This is a genomic window from Streptococcus salivarius, from assembly GCF_009738225.1.
Taxonomy (GTDB): domain Bacteria; phylum Bacillota; class Bacilli; order Lactobacillales; family Streptococcaceae; genus Streptococcus.
In genome coordinates, this window is sequence record NZ_CP018187.1 from 1,526,230 (window position 1) to 1,552,076 (window position 25,847).

Annotated in this window: 2 protein-coding genes and 1 pseudogene; 1 reads left to right on the plus strand and 2 read right to left on the minus strand. The window is 46.4% G+C overall.

What is annotated here, in order from left to right:
* Nucleotides 1–133 precede the first annotated feature (133 nt).
* Nucleotides 134–10,240 (minus strand): accessory Sec-dependent serine-rich glycoprotein adhesin, encoded by a 10,107-nt coding sequence (locus BSR19_RS07240; protein WP_156247089.1) that lies wholly within the window; start codon nucleotides 10,238–10,240, stop codon nucleotides 134–136.
* An 836-nt stretch (nucleotides 10,241–11,076) separates the two neighbouring features.
* Here BSR19_RS07240 and BSR19_RS07245 point away from each other — a divergent pair.
* Nucleotides 11,077–11,763 (plus strand): annotated as a pseudogene (locus BSR19_RS07245) (IS110 family transposase); the annotation flags it as partial.
* Nucleotides 11,764–11,983: 220 nt separating this feature from the next.
* Here BSR19_RS07245 and BSR19_RS07250 read toward each other — a convergent pair.
* Nucleotides 11,984–25,234 (minus strand): Ig-like domain-containing protein, encoded by a 13,251-nt coding sequence (locus BSR19_RS07250; RefSeq protein ID WP_197092241.1) that lies wholly within the window; start codon nucleotides 25,232–25,234, stop codon nucleotides 11,984–11,986.
* Between the last annotated feature and the right edge of the window lie 613 nt (nucleotides 25,235–25,847).

The window sequence follows — 25,847 nt, forward strand, 5'->3', positions numbered from 1 at the left end:
AAGACTTATTAAAACTATTTGTATTTTTAGAATATCAAACTAAAAAAAATCCCCTACCAATTAGGAAATCACTCTAATCGATAGGGGATATTTGATTATCTCGCTAGAAGATAATGATTAAACTTACTAAGACTTAGAAGTCTTCACTTTCTTCTTCATCTTTCTTACGTTTAGCAAGAAAGGCGAGACCTGTTGCAGTTGCCAAAGCACCCAAGACCATACCTAATGATGAGTCTTTCTCACCAGTCTTAGGAAGCGCTTGGCTACCACGTTTGTGTTTAGGATCTTTCACTTCAGAAGTTGATTCTGAGACACTCAATGAGGCAGACACTGAAGCACTTGTTGAGGCAGAGGTTGAAAGACTTACTGATGTAGAAGCTGACTCTGATTCTGAAGCGGATGCGCTCGATGACGCTGAAGCAGATGTGCTTGCTGATTCTGACACAGACACACTTGCACTTTGTGCTTCACTCAACGATACAGACTCACTTGCAGAAATCAAAGCACTTACTGAGGCAGATTGTGATTCACTCAATGAGACACTCAATGATGCTGACTCTGATTCTGAAACGCTTGATGATGTACTGATAGAATCTGAGGCAATGACGCTTTCAATATCTAGGCTTTCAAGTGATAGAATGGCTGGCTGACCTTTACTTGAAATTACAGAATTAGAAGCCGAAATAGAGGCGCTTGCCGACTCTGACGCACTTGCTGATTCTGAAGTACTTACTGAGGCTGAGGCGCTGGCTGACGCTGACTCAGATGCACTTGCTGAAGCTGAGGCGCTTGCTGAAGCCGAGGCACTTGTTGATTCTGAAGTACTTGCTGAAGCTGAGGTGCTTTCTGAGGCTGAGGCGCTTACTGACTCTGAAGAACTTGCTGATTCTGAGGCGCTGGCTGACTCTGACGCACTTGCTGACTCAGACGCACTTGCTGAAGCCGAGGCACTTACTGACTCAGAGGCGCTTGCTGAAGCTGATGCACTTGCTGAGGCTGACGCACTTGCTGAAGCTGAGGTGCTTACTGACTCAGAAGCGCTTGCTGATTCTGAAGCACTTGCTGAAGCCGAGGCACTTGCTGACTCAGACGCACTTGCTGAAGCTGACGCACTTGCTGATTCTGAGGTGCTTGCTGATTCTGATGTACTTGCTGAAGCTGACGCACTTGCTGAAGCTGAGGCGCTTGCTGACTCTGACGCACTTGCTGATTCTGATGTACTTGCTGATTCTGAAGCACTTGCTGACTCAGACGCACTTGCTGACTCTGACGCACTTGCTGAAGCTGACGCACTTACAGAGGCTGAGGCGCTGGCTGATTCTGAGGCACTTGTTGATTCTGATGTACTTGCTGAGGCTGACGCACTTGCTGAAGCTGAGGTGCTTGCTGACTCTGATGTACTTGCTGAGGCTGACGCACTTGCTGAAGCTGACTCAGAGGCGCTTGCTGATTCTGAAGCACTTGCTGAAGCTGACTCAGAAGCGCTTGCTGATTCTGAAGCACTTGCTGAAGCTGACTCAGAAGCGCTTGCTGATTCTGAAGCACTTGCTGAGGCTGATGCTGACGCACTTGCTGACTCAGATGCACTTGCTGAGGCTGACGCACTTGCTGAAGCCGAGGCGCTGGCTGAAGCTGACGCACTTGCTGAAGCTGAGGTGCTTACTGACTCAGAGGCACTTGCTGAAGCTGACTCAGAGGCACTTGCTGAAGCTGAGGCGCTTGCTGACGCTGACGCACTTGCTGACGCTGACGCTGATGTACTTGCTGAAGCTGAGGTGCTTACTGACTCAGAAGCGCTTGCTGATTCTGAAGCGCTTGCTGATTCTGAAGCACTTGCTGAGGCTGATGCTGACGCACTTGCTGAAGCTGACGCACTTACAGAGGCTGAGGCGCTTGCTGATTCTGAGGCACTTGTTGATTCTGATGTACTTGCTGAGGCTGACGCACTTGCTGAAGCTGAGGTGCTTGCTGACTCTGATGTACTTGCTGAGGCTGACGCACTTGCTGAAGCTGACGCACTTGCTGAAGTTGACGCACTTGCTGAGGCTGATGTACTTGCTGAGGCTGACGCACTTGCTGAAGCTGACTCAGAGGCGCTTGCTGACTCAGATGCACTTGCTGAGGCTGACGCACTTGCTGAAGCTGAGGCGCTTGCTGACGCTGACGCACTTGCTGACGCTGACGCACTTGCTGAAGCTGACGCTGAGGCTGACGCACTTGCTGAGGCTGACGCACTTGCTGACTCTGAGGCGCTTACTGACTCAGACGCACTTGCTGAAGCTGAGGCGCTTACTGACTCTGACGCACTTGCTGATTCTGATGTACTTGCTGAAGCCGAGGCACTTACTGACTCAGAGGCGCTTGCTGACTCAGATGCACTTACTGACTCAGACGCACTTGCTGAAGCTGAGGCGCTTGCTGACGCTGACGCACTTGCTGACGCTGACGCACTTGCTGAAGTTGACGCACTTGCTGAGGCTGATGTACTTGCTGATTCTGATGTACTTGCTGATTCTGATATACTTGCTGATTCTGATGCGCTTGCTGACTCAGATGCACTTGCTGAGGCTGACGCACTTGCTGAAGCCGAGGCGCTTACTGACTCAGACGCACTTGCTGAAGCTGACGCACTTGCTGATTCTGATGCGCTTGCTGACGCTGACGCACTTGCTGACGCTGACGCACTTGCTGAAGTTGACGCACTTGCTGAGGCTGATGTACTTGCTGAGGCTGACGCACTTGCTGACGCTGACGCACTTGCTGATTCTGATGTACTTGCTGAAGCTGACGCACTTGCTGATTCTGATGTACTTGCTGATTCTGATGTACTTGCTGATTCTGATGCGCTTGCTGACTCAGATGCACTTGCTGAGGCTGACGCACTTGCTGAAGCCGAGGCGCTTACTGACTCAGACGCACTTGCTGAAGCTGAGGCGCTTACTGACTCAGACGCACTTGCTGAAGCTGAGGCGCTTGCTGACGCTGACGCACTTGCTGACGCTGACGCACTTGCTGAAGTTGACGCACTTGCTGAGGCTGATGTACTTGCTGAGGCTGACGCACTTGCTGAGGCTGACGCACTTGCTGAAGCTGAGGTGCTTGCTGACTCTGATGTACTTGCTGAGGCTGACGCACTTGCTGAAGCTGACTCAGAGGCGCTTGCTGATTCTGAAGCACTTGCTGAAGCTGACTCAGAAGCGCTTGCTGATTCTGAAGCACTTGCTGAAGCTGACTCAGAAGCGCTTGCTGATGCTGACGCACTTGCTGACTCAGATGCACTTGCTGAGGCTGACGCACTTGCTGAAGCCGAGGCGCTGGCTGAAGCTGACGCACTTGCTGAAGCTGAGGTGCTTACTGACTCAGAGGCACTTGCTGAAGCTGACTCAGAGGCACTTGCTGAAGCTGAGGCGCTTGCTGACGCTGACGCACTTGCTGACGCTGACGCACTTGCTGACGCTGATGTACTTGCTGAAGCTGAGGTGCTTACTGACTCAGAAGCGCTTGCTGATTCTGAAGCGCTTGCTGATTCTGAAGCACTTGCTGAGGCTGATGCTGACGCACTTGCTGAAGCTGACGCACTTACAGAGGCTGAGGCGCTTGCTGATTCTGAGGCACTTGTTGATTCTGATGTACTTGCTGAGGCTGACGCACTTGCTGAAGCTGAGGTGCTTGCTGACTCTGATGTACTTGCTGAGGCTGACGCACTTGCTGAAGCTGACGCACTTGCTGAAGTTGACGCACTTGCTGAAGTTGACGCACTTGCTGAGGCTGATGTACTTGCTGAGGCTGACGCACTTGCTGAAGCTGACTCAGAGGCGCTTGCTGACTCAGATGCACTTGCTGAGGCTGACGCACTTGCTGAAGCTGAGGCGCTTGCTGACGCTGACGCACTTGCTGACGCTGACGCACTTGCTGAAGCTGACGCTGAGGCTGACGCACTTGCTGAGGCTGACGCACTTGCTGACTCTGAGGCGCTTACTGACTCAGACGCACTTGCTGAAGCTGAGGCGCTTACTGACTCTGACGCACTTGCTGATTCTGATGTACTTGCTGAAGCCGAGGCACTTACTGACTCAGAGGCGCTTGCTGACTCAGATGCACTTACTGACTCAGACGCACTTGCTGAAGCTGAGGCGCTTGCTGACGCTGACGCACTTGCTGACGCTGACGCACTTGCTGAAGTTGACGCACTTGCTGAGGCTGATGTACTTGCTGATTCTGATGTACTTGCTGATTCTGATATACTTGCTGATTCTGATGCGCTTGCTGACTCAGATGCACTTGCTGAGGCTGACGCACTTGCTGAAGCCGAGGCGCTTACTGACTCAGACGCACTTGCTGAAGCTGACGCACTTGCTGATTCTGATGCGCTTGCTGACGCTGACGCACTTGCTGACGCTGACGCACTTGCTGAAGTTGACGCACTTGCTGAGGCTGATGTACTTGCTGAGGCTGACGCACTTGCTGACGCTGACGCACTTGCTGATTCTGATGTACTTGCTGATTCTGATGTACTTGCTGATTCTGATGCGCTTGCTGACTCAGATGCACTTGCTGAGGCTGACGCACTTGCTGAAGCCGAGGCGCTTACTGACTCAGACGCACTTGCTGAAGCTGAGGCGCTTGCTGACGCTGACGCACTTGCTGACGCTGACGCACTTGCTGAAGTTGACGCACTTGCTGAGGCTGATGTACTTGCTGAGGCTGACGCACTTGCTGACGCTGACGCACTTGCTGATTCTGAGGTGCTTGCTGATTCTGATGTACTTGCTGAAGCTGACGCACTTGCTGAAGCTGAGGCGCTTGCTGACTCTGACGCACTTGCTGATTCTGAGGTGCTTGCTGATTCTGATGTACTTGCTGAAGCTGACGCACTTGCTGAAGCTGAGGCGCTTGCTGACTCTGAGGTGCTTGCTGATTCTGATGTACTTGCTGATTCTGAAGTACTTACAGAGGCTGACGCACTTGCTGACTCAGAGGCGCTTGCTGAGGCTGACGCACTTGCTGATTCTGAGGTGCTTGCTGACTCAGATGTACTTGCTGAGGCTGACGCACTTGCTGAAGCCGAGGCACTTGCTGAAGCTGACTCAGAGGCGCTTGCTGATTCTGATGTACTTGCTGAAGCTGAGGCGCTTGTTGAGGCTGACGCACTTGCTGACGCTGATGCACTTGCTGAAGCTGACGCTGAGGCTGACGCACTTGCTGAGGCTGACGCACTTGCTGACTCTGAGGCGCTTACTGACTCAGACGCACTTGCTGAAGCTGAGGCGCTTACTGACTCTGACGCACTTGCTGATTCTGATGTACTTGCTGAAGCCGAGGCACTTACTGACTCAGAGGCAGACGCTGATTCTGAAGAACTTACTGAGGCTGACGCACTTGCTGAAGCTGACTCAGAGGCTGAGGCTGACGCACTTGCTGAAGCTGAGGTGCTTGCTGACTCTGATGTACTTGCTGAGGCTGACGCACTTGCTGAAGCCGAGGCACTTGCTGAAGCTGACTCAGAGGCACTTGCTGAAGCTGAGGCGCTTGCTGACTCTGACGCACTTGCTGACTCAGAGGCACTTGCTGATTCTGAAGTACTTACAGAGGCTGACGCACTTGCTGACTCAGAGGCGCTTGCTGAGGCTGAGGCGCTTGCTGACTCAGAGGCGCTTACTGACTCAGAGGCGCTTACTGACTCAGACGCACTTGCTGATTCTGAGGTGCTTGCTGAAGCTGAGGCGCTTGTTGAGGCTGACGCACTTGCTGACGCTGATGCACTTGCTGAAGCTGACGCTGAGGCTGACGCACTTGCTGACTCAGAGGCGCTTACTGACTCAGACGCACTTACAGAGGCTGAGGCGCTTGTTGATTCTGACGCACTTGCTGAAGCCGAGGCACTTACTGACTCAGATGCAGACGCTGATTCTGACGCACTTGCTGAAGCCGAGGCACTTGCTGACTCAGAGGCACTTGCTGAGGCTGAGGCGCTTACTGACTCAGAGGCGCTTACTGACTCAGACGCACTTGCTGACGCTGATGCACTTACTGACTCAGAGGCGCTTGCTGATTCTGAGGCGCTTGCTGACTCAGAAGCACTTGCTGACGCTGACGCACTTGTTGATTCAGACGCACTTGCTGATTCAGACGCACTTGCTGAAGCTGACGCACTTGCTGAAGCTGACGCACTTGCTGACTCTGAAGTACTTGCTGAGGCTGATGCGCTTGCTGAAGCCGAGGCACTTACTGACTCAGATGCAGACGCTGATTCTGATGTACTTGCTGAGGCTGACGCACTTGCTGAAGCCGAGGCACTTACTGACTCAGAGGCAGACGCTGATTCTGAAGAACTTACTGAGGCTGACGCACTTGCTGAAGCTGAGGCGCTTGCTGACTCAGATGCACTTGCTGAGGCTGACGCACTTGCTGAAGCTGACTCAGAGGCTGAGGCTGACGCACTTGCTGAAGCTGAGGTGCTTGCTGACTCTGATGTACTTGCTGAGGCTGACGCACTTGCTGAAGCCGAGGCACTTGCTGAAGCTGACTCAGAGGCGCTTGCTGATTCTGATGTACTTGCTGATTCTGAGGCGCTTGCTGACTCAGATGCACTTGCTGAGGCTGACGCACTTGCTGAAGCCGAGGCGCTGGCTGAAGCTGACGCACTTGCTGAAGCTGAGGTGCTTACTGACTCAGAGGCACTTGCTGAAGCTGAGGCGCTTGCTGAGGCTGAGGCGCTTGCTGACTCAGAGGCGCTTACTGACTCAGAGGCGCTTACTGACTCAGACGCACTTGCTGATTCTGAGGTGCTTGCTGAAGCTGAGGCGCTTGTTGAGGCTGACGCACTTGCTGAAGCTGATGCACTTGCTGAAGCTGACGCTGAGGCTGACGCACTTGCTGACTCAGAGGCGCTTACTGACTCAGACGCACTTACAGAGGCTGAGGCGCTTGCTGATTCTGATGTACTTGCTGATTCTGAGGCACTTGTTGATTCTGATGTACTTGCTGAGGCTGACGCACTTGCTGAAGCTGAGGTGCTTGCTGACTCTGATGTACTTGCTGAGGCTGACGCACTTGCTGATTCTGAAGCACTTGCTGAAGCCGAGGCACTTGCTGAGACTGATGCTGACGCACTTGCTGAAGCCGAGGCACTTGCTGAGGCTGATGCTGACGCACTTGCTGACGCTGATGCACTTACTGACTCAGAGGCGCTTGCTGATTCTGAGGTGCTTGCTGAAGCTGAGGCGCTTGTTGAGGCTGACGCACTTGCTGACGCTGATGCACTTACTGACTCAGAGGCGCTTGCTGATTCTGAGGCGCTTGCTGACTCAGAAGCACTTGCTGACGCTGACGCACTTGTTGATTCAGACGCACTTGCTGAAGCTGACGCACTTGCTGACTCTGAAGTACTTGCTGAGGCTGATGCGCTTGCTGAAGCCGAGGCACTTACTGACTCAGATGCAGACGCTGATTCTGATGTACTTGCTGAGGCTGATGTACTTGCTGAGGCTGACGCACTTGCTGAAGCCGAGGCACTTACTGACTCAGACTCACTTGCTGAGGCTGAAGTACTTGCTGATTCTGACGCACTTGCTGAGGCTGAGGCACTTGCTGATTCTGATGTACTTGCTGATTCTGAGGCGCTTGCTGAGGCTGACGCACTTGCTGAAGCCGAGGCACTTACTGACTCAGATGCAGACGCTGATTCTGACGCACTTGCTGAGGCTGACGCACTTGCTGACTCAGAGGCGCTTGTTGATTCTGACGCACTTGCTGAAGCCGAGGCACTTACTGACTCAGATGCAGACGCTGATTCTGACGCACTTGCTGAAGCCGAGGCACTTGCTGACTCAGAGGCACTTGCTGAGGCTGAGGCGCTTACTGACTCAGAGGCGCTTACTGACTCAGACGCACTTGCTGATGCTGAAGTACTTGCTGATTCTGACGCACTTGCTGACTCAGACATTCGCTGACTCGTTGATTGACTCTGAGACAAGCTTGTTCGAGCTGAGGTGCTAGCAGATCTACTTGCACTTGTCGATAAAGATTGACTTATCGAACTAGAAAGACTTTGCGATCTTGATGTACTCAATGAAGAACTTGTACTTGCTGATTGTGATAGTCGCTGACTCGTTGATTGACTCTGAGACAAGCTTGTTCGAGCTGAGGCGCTAGCAGATCTACTTGCACTCGTCGATAAAGATTGACTTATCGAACTAGAAAGACTTTGCGATCTTGATGTACTCAATGAAGAACTTGTACTTGCTGATTGTGATAGTCGCTGACTCGTTGATTGACTCTGAGACAAGCTTATTCGAGCTGAGGCGCTAGCAGATCTACTTGCACTCGTCGATAAAGATTGACTTATCGAACTAGAAAGACTTTGCGATCTTGATGTACTCAATGAAGAACTTGTACTTGCTGATTGTGATAGTCGCTGACTCGTTGATTGACTTATTGAGCTTGATAAACTTTGCGAATTAAATGCACTCAATGAAGAACTTGTACTCACCGATTGTGATATTCGATGACTTGTAGATTGACTCTGGGATAAGCTTGTCCGCAATGATTCGCTAGTGGATAAAGATCTGCTAGTTTCATTTGACTTTCTAATCGATTCTGAGGCCACTGTCGAAAGAGATTGCGAAACTGACTTCGAAGTAGCCTGACTCTTAGAGACAGAATTTGAAACTACCGTGGACTGAACAATAGATAAACTTTGTGAGAGACTACGGGATTGACTAGTAGTATCTGATTCAACAATTTTACCATTTAAATAGTTAGTAAAAGTAGGATCATCGTCCGCACCTACATAAGGTGTAAAGGTAAAGGAAGTATCTTCACCATTGATAGGAACAGTCCACGTTGAGGTTAATCCATAGCCTTGTCTTGCAAAGTAGCCGGTTAGTTGTGCACCATTTGCCCATGTATATCCAGGATTCTTGGCATCAATAGGAGTAGTATTATCTCTAAGCCTATTGTTATTTGTAAATCTAGCCCCTGAAGAATCGGTAAGATAACTTGTTACACTTGATGGTGTACCCAAACCTTTCCCAAGTGTAAACATTGGTTGTGTCGAATTCGCACCTGTTCCAGTATTATATAGTGTGTGGTTATATCCTATTTTTGTATGTTTCTCGATTGTCGAGGTTGCTGGATTATCATATGAAATATTATAGACAAATGTGAGTTTCTTTCCATCGTTTTTCACTGTCAATTTATAATAGATTGGGACATTATAAACTGTATCTGTCCCACTTCCAATATAAACCTTAGTTTCACCCTTCGCTAAATTAAGATTTGAAATAATTGCCGGGCTACCACTAACTGTAGAATTCCCGTTGAAACCTGCATTTGTAATCTTGGTTAGCATACCCTCAACGGCACTTCCAAGGCGCTCACGTTGTTCAGCATAAGCAGCGTTTGTTGCTGATGCAGCAAGCAAGGTTGTTGATTTGGCAACTTCTTCCTGAACTGATGCAATAGCTGTTTGGATTTCAGCTTTTGCAGCTGTATCTGTTAATTTTGCTTGGTAATTTTTAGCTATATTAACGAGCAACTCTGCTTCTGAAACGTTTTGATCCAAGATTGTTTTTTTGTCATCTTGAGTCGCTGTCTCAGAGGTAGCTGATCTTGTTGAAGTTGCTGATTCAGAAACTGATTCTGAGTTTGAACCACTAGCACTTTCAGTGTGAGACTGGCTCTCAGAGGTAGAGTATTCCTTGCTTAGAGATGCTGATTCTGAGATAGCTTGTGACAATTCAGCTGATAACAATTGGGATACAGATTGGGAAACTGATTGGGATAATGATATAGATGCATCTGTGCTTGCTTGGGTGTCAACTGAAGAACTGGTAGACTCTTGACTTGTTGACGCTACCACTGAAGCTTCAGAAACAGACGCTGTACTCAATACAACTGAGTCAGAGTTAGCTGTCACATCTTGATTAGCAGTTAGCTGTCTCTCCAAAGCAGGACTTGTCATCTCCTCGGCTTGAGCAGTGTAAGTCGTAACTGCACCTCCAGCCAATGCACCCGCAGCCGCTATTCCTTTTAGTAATGCTTGACCTGAGAGAACCGGTGTTTTTTCCTCAACACTTTGCGCTGAAACTGACGGCGCATCTGCACTTCCTTTAACAACTTTGAAAAGTCCAAAGTTAGCAGTTGCTGCCCGAAGCCAGTTTTTTCCTGATTTGATAAGTTTGAAACGAGTTACGCGATCTGTTTCGCGATATTTACCTGCATTTCGTCTGAAAAACATATTTGCCTCATTCTACCTTTACCCCATTGATAGAAATCTTTATCACATTATAACATAATTTTCTAATAATCGAGAGATTCTCACTCAAAATGAAAATCTTGGAAAATAATTTAACTTATACAATTAGAGCTCAAAACATTTATTTTATAATGTTTCACTTACTTTATTAGTTCTATTTTTTCGATTTATAACAAATATTAGAAAATCAAACTTTTTTCTTTCAAAATATTTATCAATATAAAAATTAATTAATACAGATTTTGTTGATTTGTAAAAAAAAGATAAAATAACATTTAATTTATTAAAAATATTGATTTGACAACAAAATGAAAAATAAAACTATAAAATACTTGATAAATAAATTATTTTACTTTAAAAAAATATTTAGTACATGTACCAGATTAAAAAGTCTTATTATAGAGTGAGAAACTTGTTACTATTTGCAATACAATTTTGAAAAGTCATAATTACATAACAATTTCAAAAGTTTTAGTTTATATTTAAGAAACACTCTAAAACTATTTAAAGAGAAAGGTAAAAAATAAATGAACGAATTACCTGAGTTAGTATTATCTCCCTATCATAACAAATAAAACATACTAAGATTAGTAGTAAGGAAATCTCCGACGGGAGAAAGTACTCACTACTTTTTCGTTATGTTAAAGTAGAGGTGTCTTGTTAAGTCGATGAGTCCTTTGGCGCTAGACGTCGTAACTAAAACTGACAAGACACCTGTTTTAGGAAGAATGTTATCAAAGTATGTGGGACGAAAAACGTCGAGTATTGAAAATGGCATCACTAAAGCAAGGAATCATTCAAGACTAAGAGGTAATATCATGCGAGTAGTTTTTGGAATTGATGTGAGTAAAGCAAGCTCAGAAGTCGCTATTCTTGTGAATGGTAAAAGGGTTCATGGATATACTATGCCTAATGACATTATCGGATTTTCTCATCTACTGAAGGATCTAAAGACCGTGAGCAACCCTGAAATTATTTTCGAAGCTACTGGTGTCTACTCTCGCCGACTCCAAGCTTTTCTAGAAGAAAACAGCTATGACTATACACGTCTTAATCCTTTGGAAGCTAAGAAGCAACTTGATGGATTACGAGTTCGGAAAACCGATAAGATTTATGCAGAGAAACTAGCTTCGTCACAATTCGTTTTAAACCGTAAGCCAACTTATGTTCAAGAAAAAGTCTATCAAAACTTGCATGATCTTAGTCGATTCTACCAAAATCTGACAGAGGATATCGTAAGGACGAAGAATAGGCTGCACAAAGTTCTTCAAGTCGCCTTCCCAGAAATCGAAAATCTACTATCTACTCCTACAGGTGAGCAATATTGGAATCTTGTTTCCATCTTCCCAACCAAGCATTGGGTGCTAGAATTATCAGAAGTTGAGTTGAAAGAGACTTTTCGCCAGTCCACCTCTAAACGTATTTCAGAGAACAGAATAGGCAACATAGCTGAAAAGTTAGTTGGACTGGCAAAGCAATCTTATTCTGCCATTTCAAAAAATGCCAGATAAGGTGTCGTTTTTATATGCTCAAATGTCAGAAAAAATGGCTTGAACTATTTCTCAAAAAATTCCCATTATACTCTATCAGAAATAATGTTGAGTTCGAAACCGTATTATACTTGACAAATGGTAGAAAAAGACTCACCCCAGTTTAGGGATGAGTCTTTTCGTTTGAAAACTCAGATGACTTATTAAATCACTTCTACAAGTTTTTTAATTTATCTTAGTCTTCTTTTTTACGCTTACCTGCCAAGGTAAGTCCAAATGCTGCAAGAACTCCTCCTAGTACTACAGCTGCAGTTGATGCTTCTTCTCCTGTAGCTGGAAGAGTAGAAGCGTCTTTTTGAGCTGCTGAAATAGTTGCTCTTGCTTTGAGATTCATGTGCTTATCTGATGAATCCACTGCCTGAACATCTACAGCTGGTGATGGTTTCACAACCGTTGGAGTAACATTAGAACCTTTACTATTATTAAAGGTATCTGTTGATCCACCCCTTGTTGCAAGCATTGGGGCGCTAGCATCTGAGACATTACCTGATGAGTCTGTCGCTCTCGCTGTCACATTACCTTCCGGAATATCAACCGTTGGTATGATAGTGGCTTTACCATTGTCATCAGCTGTAGCTTCACCAATCTTGTTACCGTCTTTATCGAACAATTCAATCTTAGTACCTGGTTCAGCAATAACATCGATTGGTGTACGAGTACCTGCCTTACCTGTAAGATCTGTATCGACAACTGGTGCATCTGGAGCTGTCTTATCATCAGCTTTCGCTACAGTTGCTGTAGTTGGAGTTGATGTATTGTTTGAAGCGTCTTTCGCTGTAACAGAGACTGTTTGACCTTCTTCCAAACCGCTAACTGGAACGCTGAAGTTGCCATCTGGGTCAGCTGTTGCTGATGCTTTAGTGCCATCTGGAAGGGTTACTTCTACTGTTGAACCTGCTTCAGCTGTACCTGTGACTGCTGTGTCACCTGCTTTAACTGGGTTCACAACTGGTGCATCTGGAGCTGTCTTATCATCAGCTTTCGCTACAGTTGCTGTAGTTGGAGTTGATGTATTGTTTGAAGCGTCTTTCGCTGTAACAGAGACTGTTTGACCTTCTTCCAAACCGCTAACTGGAACGCTGAAGTTGCCATCTTGGTCAGCTGTTGCTGATGCTTTAGTGCCATCTGGAAGGGTTACTTCTACTGTTGAACCTGCTTCAGCTGTACCTGTGACTGCTGTGTCACCTGCTTTAACTGGGTTCACAACTGGTGCATCTGGAGCTGTCTTATCATCAGCTTTCGCTACAGTTGCTGTAGTTGGAGTTGATGTATTGTTTGAAGCGTCTTTCGCTGTAACAGAGACTGTTTGACCTTCTTCCAAACCGCTAACTGGAACGCTGAAGTTGCCATCTTGGTCAGCTGTTGCTGATGCTTTAGTGCCATCTGGAAGGGTTACTTCTACTGTTGAACCTGCTTCAGCTGTACCTGTGACTGCTGTGTCACCTGCTTTAACTGGGTTCACAACTGGTGCATCTGGAGCTGTCTTATCATCAGCTTTCGCTACAGTTGCTGTAGTTGGAGTTGATGTATTGTTTGAAGCGTCTTTCGCTGTAACAGAGACTGTTTGACCTTCTTCCAAACCGCTAACTGGAACGCTGAAGTTGCCATCTTGGTCAGCTGTTGCTGATGCTTTAGTGCCATCTGGAAGGGTTACTTCTACAGTTGAACCGGCTTCGGCTGTACCTGTGACGGCTGTAGCACCTGCGGTAACTGGGTTCACAGTTGGGGCTACTGGAGCTGTCGTATCTGGTACGGTAACGGTTGTCGGTGTTGATGTATTGTTTGAAGCATCTTTTGCTGTAACAGATACGGTGTCATTTTCCTTCAAGGCGCTGACTGGAACACTGAAGTTGCCATCTGGATCAGCTGTTGCTGTGGCCTTAGAGCCATCTGGAAGAGTAACTTCTACAGTTGAACCGGCTTCGGCTGTACCTGTGACGGCTGTAGCACCTGCGGTAACTGGGTTCACAGTTGGGGCTACTGGAGCTGTCGTATCTGGTACGGTAACGGTTGTCGGTGTTGATGTATTGTTTGAAGCATCTTTTGCTGTAACAGATACGGTGTCATTTTCCTTCAAGGCGCTGACTGGAACACTGAAGTTGCCATCTGGATCAGCTGTTGCTGTGGCCTTAGAGCCATCTGGAAGAGTAACTTCTACAGTTGAACCGGCTTCGGCTGTACCTGTGACGGCTGTAGCACCTGCGGTAACTGGGTTCACAGTTGGGGCTACTGGAGCTGTCGTATCTGGTACGGTAACGGTTGTCGGTGTTGATGTATTGTTTGAAGCATCTTTTGCTGTAACAGATACGGTGTCATTTTCCTTCAAGGCGCTGACTGGAACACTGAAGTTGCCATCTGGATCAGCTGTTGCTGTGGCCTTAGAGCCATCTGGAAGAGTAACTTCTACAGTTGAACCGGCTTCGGCTGTACCTGTGACGGCTGTAGCACCTGCGGTAACTGGGTTCACAGTTGGGGCTACTGGAGCTGTCGTATCTGGTACGGTAACGGTTGTCGGTGTTGATGTATTGTTTGAAGCATCTTTTGCTGTAACAGATACGGTGTCATTTTCCTTCAAGGCGCTGACTGGAACACTGAAGTTGCCATCTGGATCAGCTGTTGCTGTGGCCTTAGAGCCATCTGGAAGAGTAACTTCTACAGTTGAACCGGCTTCGGCTGTACCTGTGACGGCTGTAGCACCTGCGGTAACTGGGTTCACAGTTGGGGCTACTGGAGCTGTCGTATCTGGTACGGTAACGGTTGTCGGTGTTGATGTATTGTTTGAAGCATCTTTTGCTGTAACAGATACGGTGTCATTTTCCTTCAAGGCGCTGACTGGAACACTGAAGTTGCCATCTGGATCAGCTGTTGCTGTGGCCTTAGAGCCATCTGGAAGAGTAACTTCTACAGTTGAACCGGCTTCGGCTGTACCTGTGACGGCTGTAGCACCTGCGGTAACTGGGTTCACAGTTGGGGCTACTGGAGCTGTCGTATCTGGTACGGTAACGGTTGTCGGTGTTGATGTATTGTTTGAAGCATCTTTTGCTGTAACAGATACGGTGTCATTTTCCTTCAAGGCGCTGACTGGAACACTGAAGTTGCCATCTGGATCAGCTGTTGCTGTGGCCTTAGAGCCATCTGGAAGAGTAACTTCTACAGTTGAACCGGCTTCGGCTGTACCTGTGACGGCTGTAGCACCTGCGGTAACTGGGTTCACAGTTGGGGCTACTGGAGCTGTCGTATCTGGTACGGTAACGGTTGTCGGTGTTGATGTATTGTTTGAAGCATCTTTTGCTGTAACAGATACGGTGTCATTTTCCTTCAAGGCGCTGACTGGAACACTGAAGTTGCCATCTGGATCAGCTGTTGCTGATGCTTTAGTGCCATCTGGAAGGGTTACTTCTACTGTTGAACCTGCTTCAGCTGTACCTGTGACTGCTGTGTCACCTGCTTTAACTGGGTTCACAACTGGTGCATCTGGAGCTGTCTTATCATCAGCTTTCGCTACAGTTGCTGTAGTTGGAGTTGATGTATTGTTTGAAGCGTCTTTCGCTGTAACAGAGACTGTTTGACCTTCTTCCAAACCGCTAACTGGAACGCTGAAGTTGCCATCTTGGTCAGCTGTTGCTGATGCTTTAGTGCCATCTGGAAGGGTTACTTCTACTGTTGAACCTGCTTCAGCTGTACCTGTGACGGCTGTGTCACCTGCTTTAACTGGGTTCACAACTGGTGCATCTGGAGCTGTCTTATCATCAGCTTTCGCTACAGTTGCTGTAGTTGGAGTTGATGTATTGTTTGAAGCGTCTTTTGCTGTAACAGATACGGTGTCATTTTCCTTCAAGGCGCTGACTGGAACACTGAAGTTGCCATCTGGATCAGCTGTTGCTGATGCTTTAGTGCCATCTGGAAGGGTTACTTCTACAGTTGAACCGGCTTCGGCTGTACCTGTGACGGCTGTAGCACCTGCGGTAACTGGGTTCACAGTTGGGGCTACTGGAGCTGTCGTATCTGGTACGGTAACGGTTGTCGGTGTTGATGTATTGTTTGAAGCATCTTTTGCTGTAACAGATACGGTGTCATTTTCCTTCAAGGCGCTGACTGGAACACTGAAGTTGCCATCTGGATCAGCTGTTGCTGTGGCCTTAGAGCCATCTGGAAGAGTAACTTCTACAGTTGAACCGGCTTCGGCTGTACCTGTGACGGCTGTAGCACCTGCGGTAACTGGGTTCACAGTTGGGGCTACTGGAGCTGTCGTATCTGGTACGGTAACGGTTGTCGGTGTTGATGTATTGTTTGAAGCATCTTTTGCTGTAACAGATACGGTGTCATTTTCCTTCAAGGCGCTGACTGGAACACTGAAGTTGCCATCTGGATCAGCTGTTGCTGATGCTTTAGTGCCATCTGGAAGGGTTACTTCTACTGTTGAACCTGCTTCAGCTGTACCTGTGACTGCTGTGTCACCTGCTTTAACTGGGTTCACAACTGGTGCATCTGGAGCTGTCTTATCATCAGCTTTCGCTACAGTTGCTGTAGTTGGAGTTGATGTATTGTTTGAAGCGTCTTTCGCTGTAACAGAGACTGTTTGACCTTCTTCCAAACCGCTAACTGGAACGCTGAAGTTGCCATCTTGGTCAGCTGTTGCTGATGCTTTAGTGCCATCTGGAAGGGTTACTTCTACTGTTGAACCTGCTTCAGCTGTACCTGTGACTGCTGTGTCACCTGCTTTAACTGGGTTCACAACTGGTGCATCTGGAGCTGTCTTATCATCAGCTTTCGCTACAGTTGCTGTAGTTGGAGTTGATGTATTGTTTGAAGCGTCTTTCGCTGTAACAGAGACTGTTTGACCTTCTTCCAAACCGCTAACTGGAACGCTGAAGTTGCCATCTTGGTCAGCTGTTGCTGATGCTTTAGTGCCATCTGGAAGGGTTACTTCTACTGTTGAACCTGCTTCAGCTGTACCTGTGACTGCTGTGTCACCTGCTTTAACTGGGTTCACAACTGGTGCATCTGGAGCTGTCTTATCATCAGCTTTCGCTACAGTTGCTGTAGTTGGAGTTGATGTATTGTTTGAAGCGTCTTTCGCTGTAACAGAGACTGTTTGACCTTCTTCCAAACCGCTAACTGGAACGCTGAAGTTGCCATCTTGGTCAGCTGTTGCTGATGCTTTAGTGCCATCTGGAAGGGTTACTTCTACTGTTGAACCTGCTTCAGCTGTACCTGTGACTGCTGTGTCACCTGCTTTAACTGGGTTCACAACTGGTGCATCTGGAGCTGTCTTATCATCAGCTTTCGCTACAGTTGCTGTAGTTGGAGTTGATGTATTGTTTGAAGCGTCTTTCGCTGTAACAGAGACTGTTTGACCTTCTTCCAAACCGCTAACTGGAACGCTGAAGTTGCCATCTTGGTCAGCTGTTGCTGATGCTTTAGTGCCATCTGGAAGGGTTACTTCTACTGTTGAACCTGCTTCAGCTGTACCTGTGACTGCTGTGTCACCTGCTTTAACTGGGTTCACAACTGGTGCATCTGGAGCTGTCTTATCATCAGCTTTCGCTACAGTTGCTGTAGTTGGAGTTGATGTATTGTTTGAAGCGTCTTTCGCTGTAACAGAGACTGTTTGACCTTCTTCCAAACCGCTAACTGGAACGCTGAAGTTGCCATCTTGGTCAGCTGTTGCTGATGCTTTAGTGCCATCTGGAAGGGTTACTTCTACTGTTGAACCTGCTTCAGCTGTACCTGTGACTGCTGTGTCACCTGCTTTAACTGGGTTCACAACTGGTGCATCTGGAGCTGTCTTATCATCAGCTTTCGCTACAGTTGCTGTAGTTGGAGTTGATGTATTGTTTGAAGCGTCTTTCGCTGTAACAGAGACTGTTTGACCTTCTTCCAAACCGCTAACTGGAACGCTGAAGTTGCCATCTTGGTCAGCTGTTGCTGATGCTTTAGTGCCATCTGGAAGGGTTACTTCTACTGTTGAACCTGCTTCAGCTGTACCTGTGACTGCTGTGTCACCTGCTTTAACTGGGTTCACAACTGGTGCATCTGGAGCTGTCTTATCATCAGCTTTCGCTACAGTTGCTGTAGTTGGAGTTGATGTATTGTTTGAAGCGTCTTTCGCTGTAACAGAGACTGTTTGACCTTCTTCCAAACCGCTAACTGGAACGCTGAAGTTGCCATCTTGGTCAGCTGTTGCTGATGCTTTAGTGCCATCTGGAAGGGTTACTTCTACAGTTGAACCGGCTTCGGCTGTACCTGTGACGGCTGTAGCACCTGCGGTAACTGGGTTCACAGTTGGGGCTACTGGAGCTGTCGTATCTGGTACGGTAACGGTTGTCGGTGTTGATGTATTGTTTGAAGCATCTTTTGCTGTAACAGATACGGTGTCATTTTCCTTCAAGGCGCTGACTGGAACACTGAAGTTGCCATCTGGATCAGCTGTTGCTGTGGCCTTAGAGCCATCTGGAAGAGTAACTTCTACAGTTGAACCGGCTTCGGCTGTACCTGTGACGGCTGTAGCACCTGCGGTAACTGGGTTCACAGTTGGGGCTACTGGAGCTGTCGTATCTGGTACGGTAACGGTTGTCGGTGTTGATGTATTGTTTGAAGCATCTTTTGCTGTAACAGATACGGTGTCATTTTCCTTCAAGGCGCTGACTGGAACACTGAAGTTGCCATCTGGATCAGCTGTTGCTGTGGCCTTAGAGCCATCTGGAAGAGTAACTTCTACAGTTGAACCGGCTTCGGCTGTACCTGTGACGGCTGTAGCACCTGCGGTAACTGGGTTCACAGTTGGGGCTACTGGAGCTGTCGTATCTGGTACGGTAACGGTTGTCGGTGTTGATGTATTGTTTGAAGCATCTTTTGCTGTAACAGATACGGTGTCATTTTCCTTCAAGGCGCTGACTGGAACACTGAAGTTGCCATCTGGATCAGCTGTTGCTGTGGCCTTAGAGCCATCTGGAAGAGTAACTTCTACAGTTGAACCGGCTTCGGCTGTACCTGTGACGGCTGTAGCACCTGCGGTAACTGGGTTCACAGTTGGGGCTACTGGAGCTGTCGTATCTGGTACGGTAACGGTTGTCGGTGTTGATGTATTGTTTGAAGCATCTTTTGCTGTAACAGATACGGTGTCATTTTCCTTCAAGGCGCTGACTGGAACACTGAAGTTGCCATCTGGATCAGCTGTTGCTGTGGCCTTAGAGCCATCTGGAAGAGTAACTTCTACAGTTGAACCGGCTTCGGCTGTACCTGTGACGGCTGTAGCACCTGCGGTAACTGGGTTCACAGTTGGGGCTACTGGAGCTGTCGTATCTGGTACGGTAACGGTTGTCGGTGTTGATGTATTGTTTGAAGCATCTTTTGCTGTAACAGATACGGTGTCATTTTCCTTCAAGGCGCTGACTGGAACACTGAAGTTGCCATCTGGATCAGCTGTTGCTGTGGCCTTAGAGCCATCTGGAAGAGTAACTTCTACAGTTGAACCGGCTTCGGCTGTACCTGTGACGGCTGTAGCACCTGCGGTAACTGGGTTCACAGTTGGGGCTACTGGAGCTGTCGTATCTGGTACGGTAACGGTTGTCGGTGTTGATGTATTGTTTGAAGCATCTTTTGCTGTAACAGATACGGTGTCATTTTCCTTCAAGGCGCTGACTGGAACACTGAAGTTGCCATCTGGATCAGCTGTTGCTGTGGCCTTAGAGCCATCTGGAAGAGTAACTTCTACAGTTGAACCGGCTTCGGCTGTACCTGTGACGGCTGTAGCACCTGCGGTAACTGGGTTCACAGTTGGGGCTACTGGAGCTGTCGTATCTGGTACGGTAACGGTTGTCGGTGTTGATGTATTGTTTGAAGCATCTTTTGCTGTAACAGATACGGTGTCATTTTCCTTCAAGGCGCTGACTGGAACACTGAAGTTGCCATCTGGATCAGCTGTTGCTGTGGCCTTAGAGCCATCTGGAAGAGTAACTTCTACAGTTGAACCGGCTTCGGCTGTACCTGTGACGGCTGTAGCACCTGCGGTAACTGGGTTCACAGTTGGGGCTACTGGAGCTGTCGTATCTGGTACGGTAACGGTTGTCGGTGTTGATGTATTGTTTGAAGCATCTTTTGCTGTAACAGATACGGTGTCATTTTCCTTCAAGGCGCTGACTGGAACACTGAAGTTGCCATCTGGATCAGCTGTTGCTGTGGCCTTAGAGCCATCTGGAAGAGTAACTTCTACAGTTGAACCGGCTTCGGCTGTACCTGTGACGGCTGTAGCACCTGCGGTAACTGGGTTCACAGTTGGGGCTACTGGAGCTGTCGTATCTGGTACGGTAACGGTTGTCGGTGTTGATGTATTGTTTGAAGCATCTTTTGCTGTAACAGATACGGTGTCATTTTCCTTCAAGGCGCTGACTGGAACACTGAAGTTGCCATCTGGATCAGCTGTTGCTGTGGCCTTAGAGCCATCTGGAAGAGTAACTTCTACAGTTGAACCGGCTTCGGCTGTACCTGTGACGGCTGTAGCACCTGCGGTAACTGGGTTCACAGTTGGGGCTACTGGAGCTGTCGTATCTGGTACGGTAACGGTTGTCGGTGTTGATGTATTGTTTGAAGCATCTTTTGCTGTAACAGATACGGTGTCATTTTCCTTCAAGGCGCTGACTGGAACACTGAAGTTGCCATCTGGATCAGCTGTTGCTGTGGCCTTAGAGCCATCTGGAAGAGTAACTTCTACAGTTGAACCGGCTTCGGCTGTACCTGTGACGGCTGTAGCACCTGCGGTAACTGGGTTCACAGTTGGGGCTACTGGAGCTGTCGTATCTGGTACGGTAACGGTTGTCGGTGTTGATGTATTGTTTGAAGCATCTTTTGCTGTAACAGATACGGTGTCATTTTCCTTCAAGGCGCTGACTGGAACACTGAAGTTGCCATCTGGATCAGCTGTTGCTGTGGCCTTAGAGCCATCTGGAAGAGTAACTTCTACAGTTGAACCGGCTTCGGCTGTACCTGTGACGGCTGTAGCACCTGCGGTAACTGGGTTCACAGTTGGGGCTACTGGAGCTGTCGTATCTGGTACGGTAACGGTTGTCGGTGTTGATGTATTGTTTGAAGCATCTTTTGCTGTAACAGATACGGTGTCATTTTCCTTCAAGGCGCTGACTGGAACACTGAAGTTGCCATCTGGATCAGCTGTTGCTGTGGCCTTAGAGCCATCTGGAAGAGTAACTTCTACAGTTGAACCGGCTTCGGCTGTACCTGTGACGGCTGTAGCACCTGCGGTAACTGGGTTCACAGTTGGGGCTACTGGAGCTGTCGTATCTGGTACGGTAACGGTTGTCGGTGTTGATGTATTGTTTGAAGCATCTTTTGCTGTAACAGATACGGTGTCATTTTCCTTCAAGGCGCTGACTGGAACACTGAAGTTGCCATCTGGATCAGCTGTTGCTGTGGCCTTAGAGCCATCTGGAAGAGTAACTTCTACAGTTGAACCGGCTTCGGCTGTACCTGTGACGGCTGTAGCACCTGCGGTAACTGGGTTCACAGTTGGGGCTACTGGAGCTGTCGTATCTGGTACGGTAACGGTTGTCGGTGTTGATGTATTGTTTGAAGCATCTTTTGCTGTAACAGATACGGTGTCATTTTCCTTCAAGGCGCTGACTGGAACACTGAAGTTGCCATCTGGATCAGCTGTTGCTGTGGCCTTAGAGCCATCTGGAAGAGTAACTTCTACAGTTGAACCGGCTTCGGCTGTACCTGTGACGGCTGTAGCACCTGCGGTAACTGGGTTCACAGTTGGGGCTACTGGAGCTGTCGTATCTGGTACGGTAACGGTTGTCGGTGTTGATGTATTGTTTGAAGCATCTTTTGCTGTAACAGATACGGTGTCATTTTCCTTCAAGGCGCTGACTGGAACACTGAAGTTGCCATCTGGATCAGCTGTTGCTGTGGCCTTAGAGCCATCTGGAAGAGTAACTTCTACAGTTGAACCGGCTTCGGCTGTACCTGTGACGGCTGTAGCACCTGCGGTAACTGGGTTCACAGTTGGGGCTACTGGGGGGGTAACATCTGCTTGACTGACAGTTTGGGCTGGTGTTAAGGTAGCTGTTGAACCATTTGAGTAGGTTAATGTTGTGGAACCGTCTTGACCTACTTCAACCCTAGTTGCTGTTGGGTTAGCTGTTTCTACAGCTTTCTTAACTGCATCTTTTTCTGGTTGTTCCAGACTTGATGGATTTTTAACTGGTGTTATTTTTGGTGCAATTGGTTCAATTGTAAATACTGAGTTTGCTGGAATAACATCTGTACTTCCATCCTTATAAGTAACCTTAACATTAGTACCATCTATAGAAACACTTCCAATCTTGTCACTGAAAGTTGGATTAGCATCTTTAACAGCTTTTTCAATAGCACTTGCTTCCGGAATAGCACTTGATGTAATAGGTGTTGATGGTGCTTGAGAGTTATATTTGAATGTTTGTGGTTTCCAAACAAAACGAATACGGCCTGGTGCACCTGTATCACCAGCAGCTCCTACGTTATCATAATTTGTATTTCCTGCTAAATCTTCAGCATAGACATAACGAGTTATTCCTGTACCATCTGTGTAAGATCCATTTGGAATATTTGCTGTTAATTTAATGATAGCAGGATTTGCCTCAGTAGCTGTTGTTTCTGAACCAAATCTATTTGCTTTTAAGTATAAAGCACTTTTCGTTTTACCATTTAGGTATCCAGCATCTTCTGTTCCTAAACCTGTACGATTATCTTGAGCAAATACTAAAAATGCTTTAGCAATTTTCCCTGAGTTATCAGTGACTTTTAGTTCTATATTATTTTCTTCACCAGAATATAGATAGATAATTTGGTTAGCTTTGTCATCATATGGAATATTTACTACAGGGCGAACATTCTCTTTTACAGTTACTACACTTGGAGTTGACTTGTTACTTGCTGCATCTGTTGCTGTAACACTAATTGTATCTCCTTCATTTAAACCTGAAACTGGGATAGTGAAGCTTCCATCTGAACCTGCTGTTGCAGTTACTTTACTACCATTTGGTAATGTAGCTTCTACTGTAGAATTAGCTTCTGCTGTACCAGTAAGGTTAGTAGCCCCCACTTTAACACTATTAACAGTTGGTGCTACTGGTGGTGTTGTATCTGGTTTTTCTTCTACATTAATTTCTTTCCAACCAACTGGACTTGAATATTTAGTTTCTTTAATATTTGAAATTACCTTAGCTTTACCTGGTTGGATTTGCTCTTTCATTTCAAGTACGATTGTATCAACAAAACCATCCGTAGAGTAAGAGGTAACTACTGCTTTTGATGCATCTTTTGAAGCCCACGCTCCAGGAATTGAATCGCGTTTAATAGCTACCTCACTTCTACCACCTGTTTTAGGATAATCAAAGTAGGTTACCCCTGCATCATGAGGGACTTTTAATGTGACTGTTGTAGTTTCTGCAACAATACTTTGTTGGTCTTTTGATTCTGTTGATGGCACTACACTTGATTCACCTAGTGCAACATCTACTGTTGCTGCTTCACTTTCACTGACACCTATTTTTTGTGTAACTACTAAACTATCTTTTGGAACTAATTGATCTTGTGTCGTTACATTACTATTTAATCCAGTTGGAAGTGTCGCTGTCCACTTACCATTACTTTCAACTGTTACGTTGTCTACAACTGTGTTCCCTGCAACTTTAATATTAATAGTTGCACCAGGTGTTCCTGTCCCTGATAGAGTTCTATCAGTTGATTTAATACCTCCGTTTCGCAACATACCGCCATCTGAAGGTAATGTTTTAGTTACCTCTGGAGTAGGTACTGCAAATACATACTTCAGTAACTGTCCACCACTTCTTAGTGTTACAGTGTTGGCTCCCGAGTTATATGTTTCTGCTTTATCAGAATTAACTTCCTTAAGTGTATAACCTTTAGTCTTTAATTTCGTAATAGCTTTTTGTACTGCTTCGATATTACTCAAATTAACAACTTGATCTCTATCTCCTGGAATCGCACTACTTGCTGCAAGCTCATTACCCGCTTCATCATAGAAGGCTACTTGTACAATTTGTGGTGCAGTAAACTCAAATTTTTCAATTTGCACACGTTGCAAGTTGGTACCCGAACCCGTACTTCCTAAGAATGACAATGCATAAGTTGCATTTGAGTTGTTAAGAGCAGTCTTAGCAGTTGGTTCCATGATTGAAGCATTCGCAGTCTTCAAATTAGTTGACCATTTTTCAGAACCGTAAGTTACAATAAACTCTTTTGATTGACCTTTATATTCAATTTTAAAGTCTACCCATTCGCCATTAGGTTTTGGATTTAGAGCTTTTGCTGCTGAGCTACTTGTCGTTACCCTACCAGCATTATTTGATGAGTAGAATGAACCGAAGGCATTACTTCTCCATGCATTTCCACCATATCTTGGATCGGCTGATGCATTTTGGTTAGCATTTGGGTTAGAAGTGTTGTGCCATGAGTCTAGTTTGAAACCAAAGGCATTTTTGATAGTACCCATACCAATAGACGCTCCGGATTGACCAATAGTATCTACATTACCTGTATGGAAGACGAAGCCGACTCCATCACCACCTAGACGACTACCTACAGTATGACCTTCGTATTTATCACCAATATCTACCTTACCAGTAAAGGTAAAGTCTTCCCTAGGATCAATTTTAAAACGAAGGTAAGCACTACCAACTTGACCTGACACGTCATCTGTTAATTTAATTGTGCCAGACGTTTCATCATAATTTGCCGTACCACCTTCTTTAAAGAAACTATCAAAGTTATCTTTCGTTACTGTGACACGATCAAGTCTTGTTTCATCAACTGAACGTGATGTTCCCCCAGTGTCACGGCGACGACGTACACGAGGAACATTTGCTGTTTCTGAAACCGTAACATTATTTGCGATTGCATTCTCTGAGCTTGCTGTAGTTACTGACGCTGTCGAAGCTGTAACTGAACGAGATGCCTCTGAGGCAGTTGCCGGTTTTGCAGTTGATACATTTGTTGAACCTGGAACTTCTGAAGCAACTACTGGACTTGTTGAGGTTGCTGCCGATGAAGCCGGTGCTGAACTTGTAGCACTTGTTGAAGCTGGTGCTTCTGAACTTACTGCTACACTTGGTGCAACTGATGTTGTAGGTGCAACCGACATCGATGTAACTGTTTCAGTAGCTGCTGGTGCTACCGTAGTAGTTGCTGCACTTTCTGGTGCTGTGATTGGCGGAGTTGTGGTTGAGGCTCCGTCACCTTGACTTGCACTGACAGCTGTGGTTGCAACTGTTGCTCCATCAGATGTCGTTTCATCCGCTTGAGCTGTGTGACCAATCATGATCAAAGTACCAAGCAAGACCGAGCAGACTCCGATATTCAATTTACGAATCGAGAAACGACTCTTCTTACTAAAGATATCTTTACCCATATATCCTCCTAGACAAGGAATCATTAGATTTTGATTACTCTTGTCACTTCTAAAAATAATATAAATTGAATTTCCCTAATCTCAAATATATCATATTATTAAAATTGTAGCAACATTTTAGTGTTTTAGTTTTAACCTTTTAGTTTTTCTTTAACCTCTTCCGATTTAACTTAAATTTCCTAAGTAAAATTAGCTTATATTTTGAGTTTGTAAAAAATATAAGCAACCTTACAAATAAAAATATAAATTTAAATTAACTCTATAGTAAAAGCATTTAGGGGTTTTACAAAATAAGACAATAACTATTTTTTTAAAAACCTTCAATTATTAAACAGAAGTCAATATTATGGGAAAATAACTTTAAAAATACCCATCTTTTACCCACCTAAAGTGATATTTACAGATGTAAAACCAGTTGATTTTTGATATTTTAATATAACAATATCCTTTAATTGATATTCTTTTTAATAAAACTTAACCACAATTACTCCTAGAGAATATTCAGAATTATTACATATTATTCAAAATAAAAAGACAGTAGCTTCAAAATTCTACTGCCTAATTACGATTTAGTTGATAGTTTGAATAAATGATGGTAACCCCTAAAAACTCA

Coding starts and splice junctions, on each gene's coding strand:
- BSR19_RS07240 (WP_156247089.1), bottom strand. CDS start 10,240: ATGTTTTTCAGACGAAATGCAGGTAAATATCGCGAAACAGATCGCGTA.
- BSR19_RS07250 (WP_197092241.1), bottom strand. CDS start 25,234: ATGGGTAAAGATATCTTTAGTAAGAAGAGTCGTTTCTCGATTCGTAAA.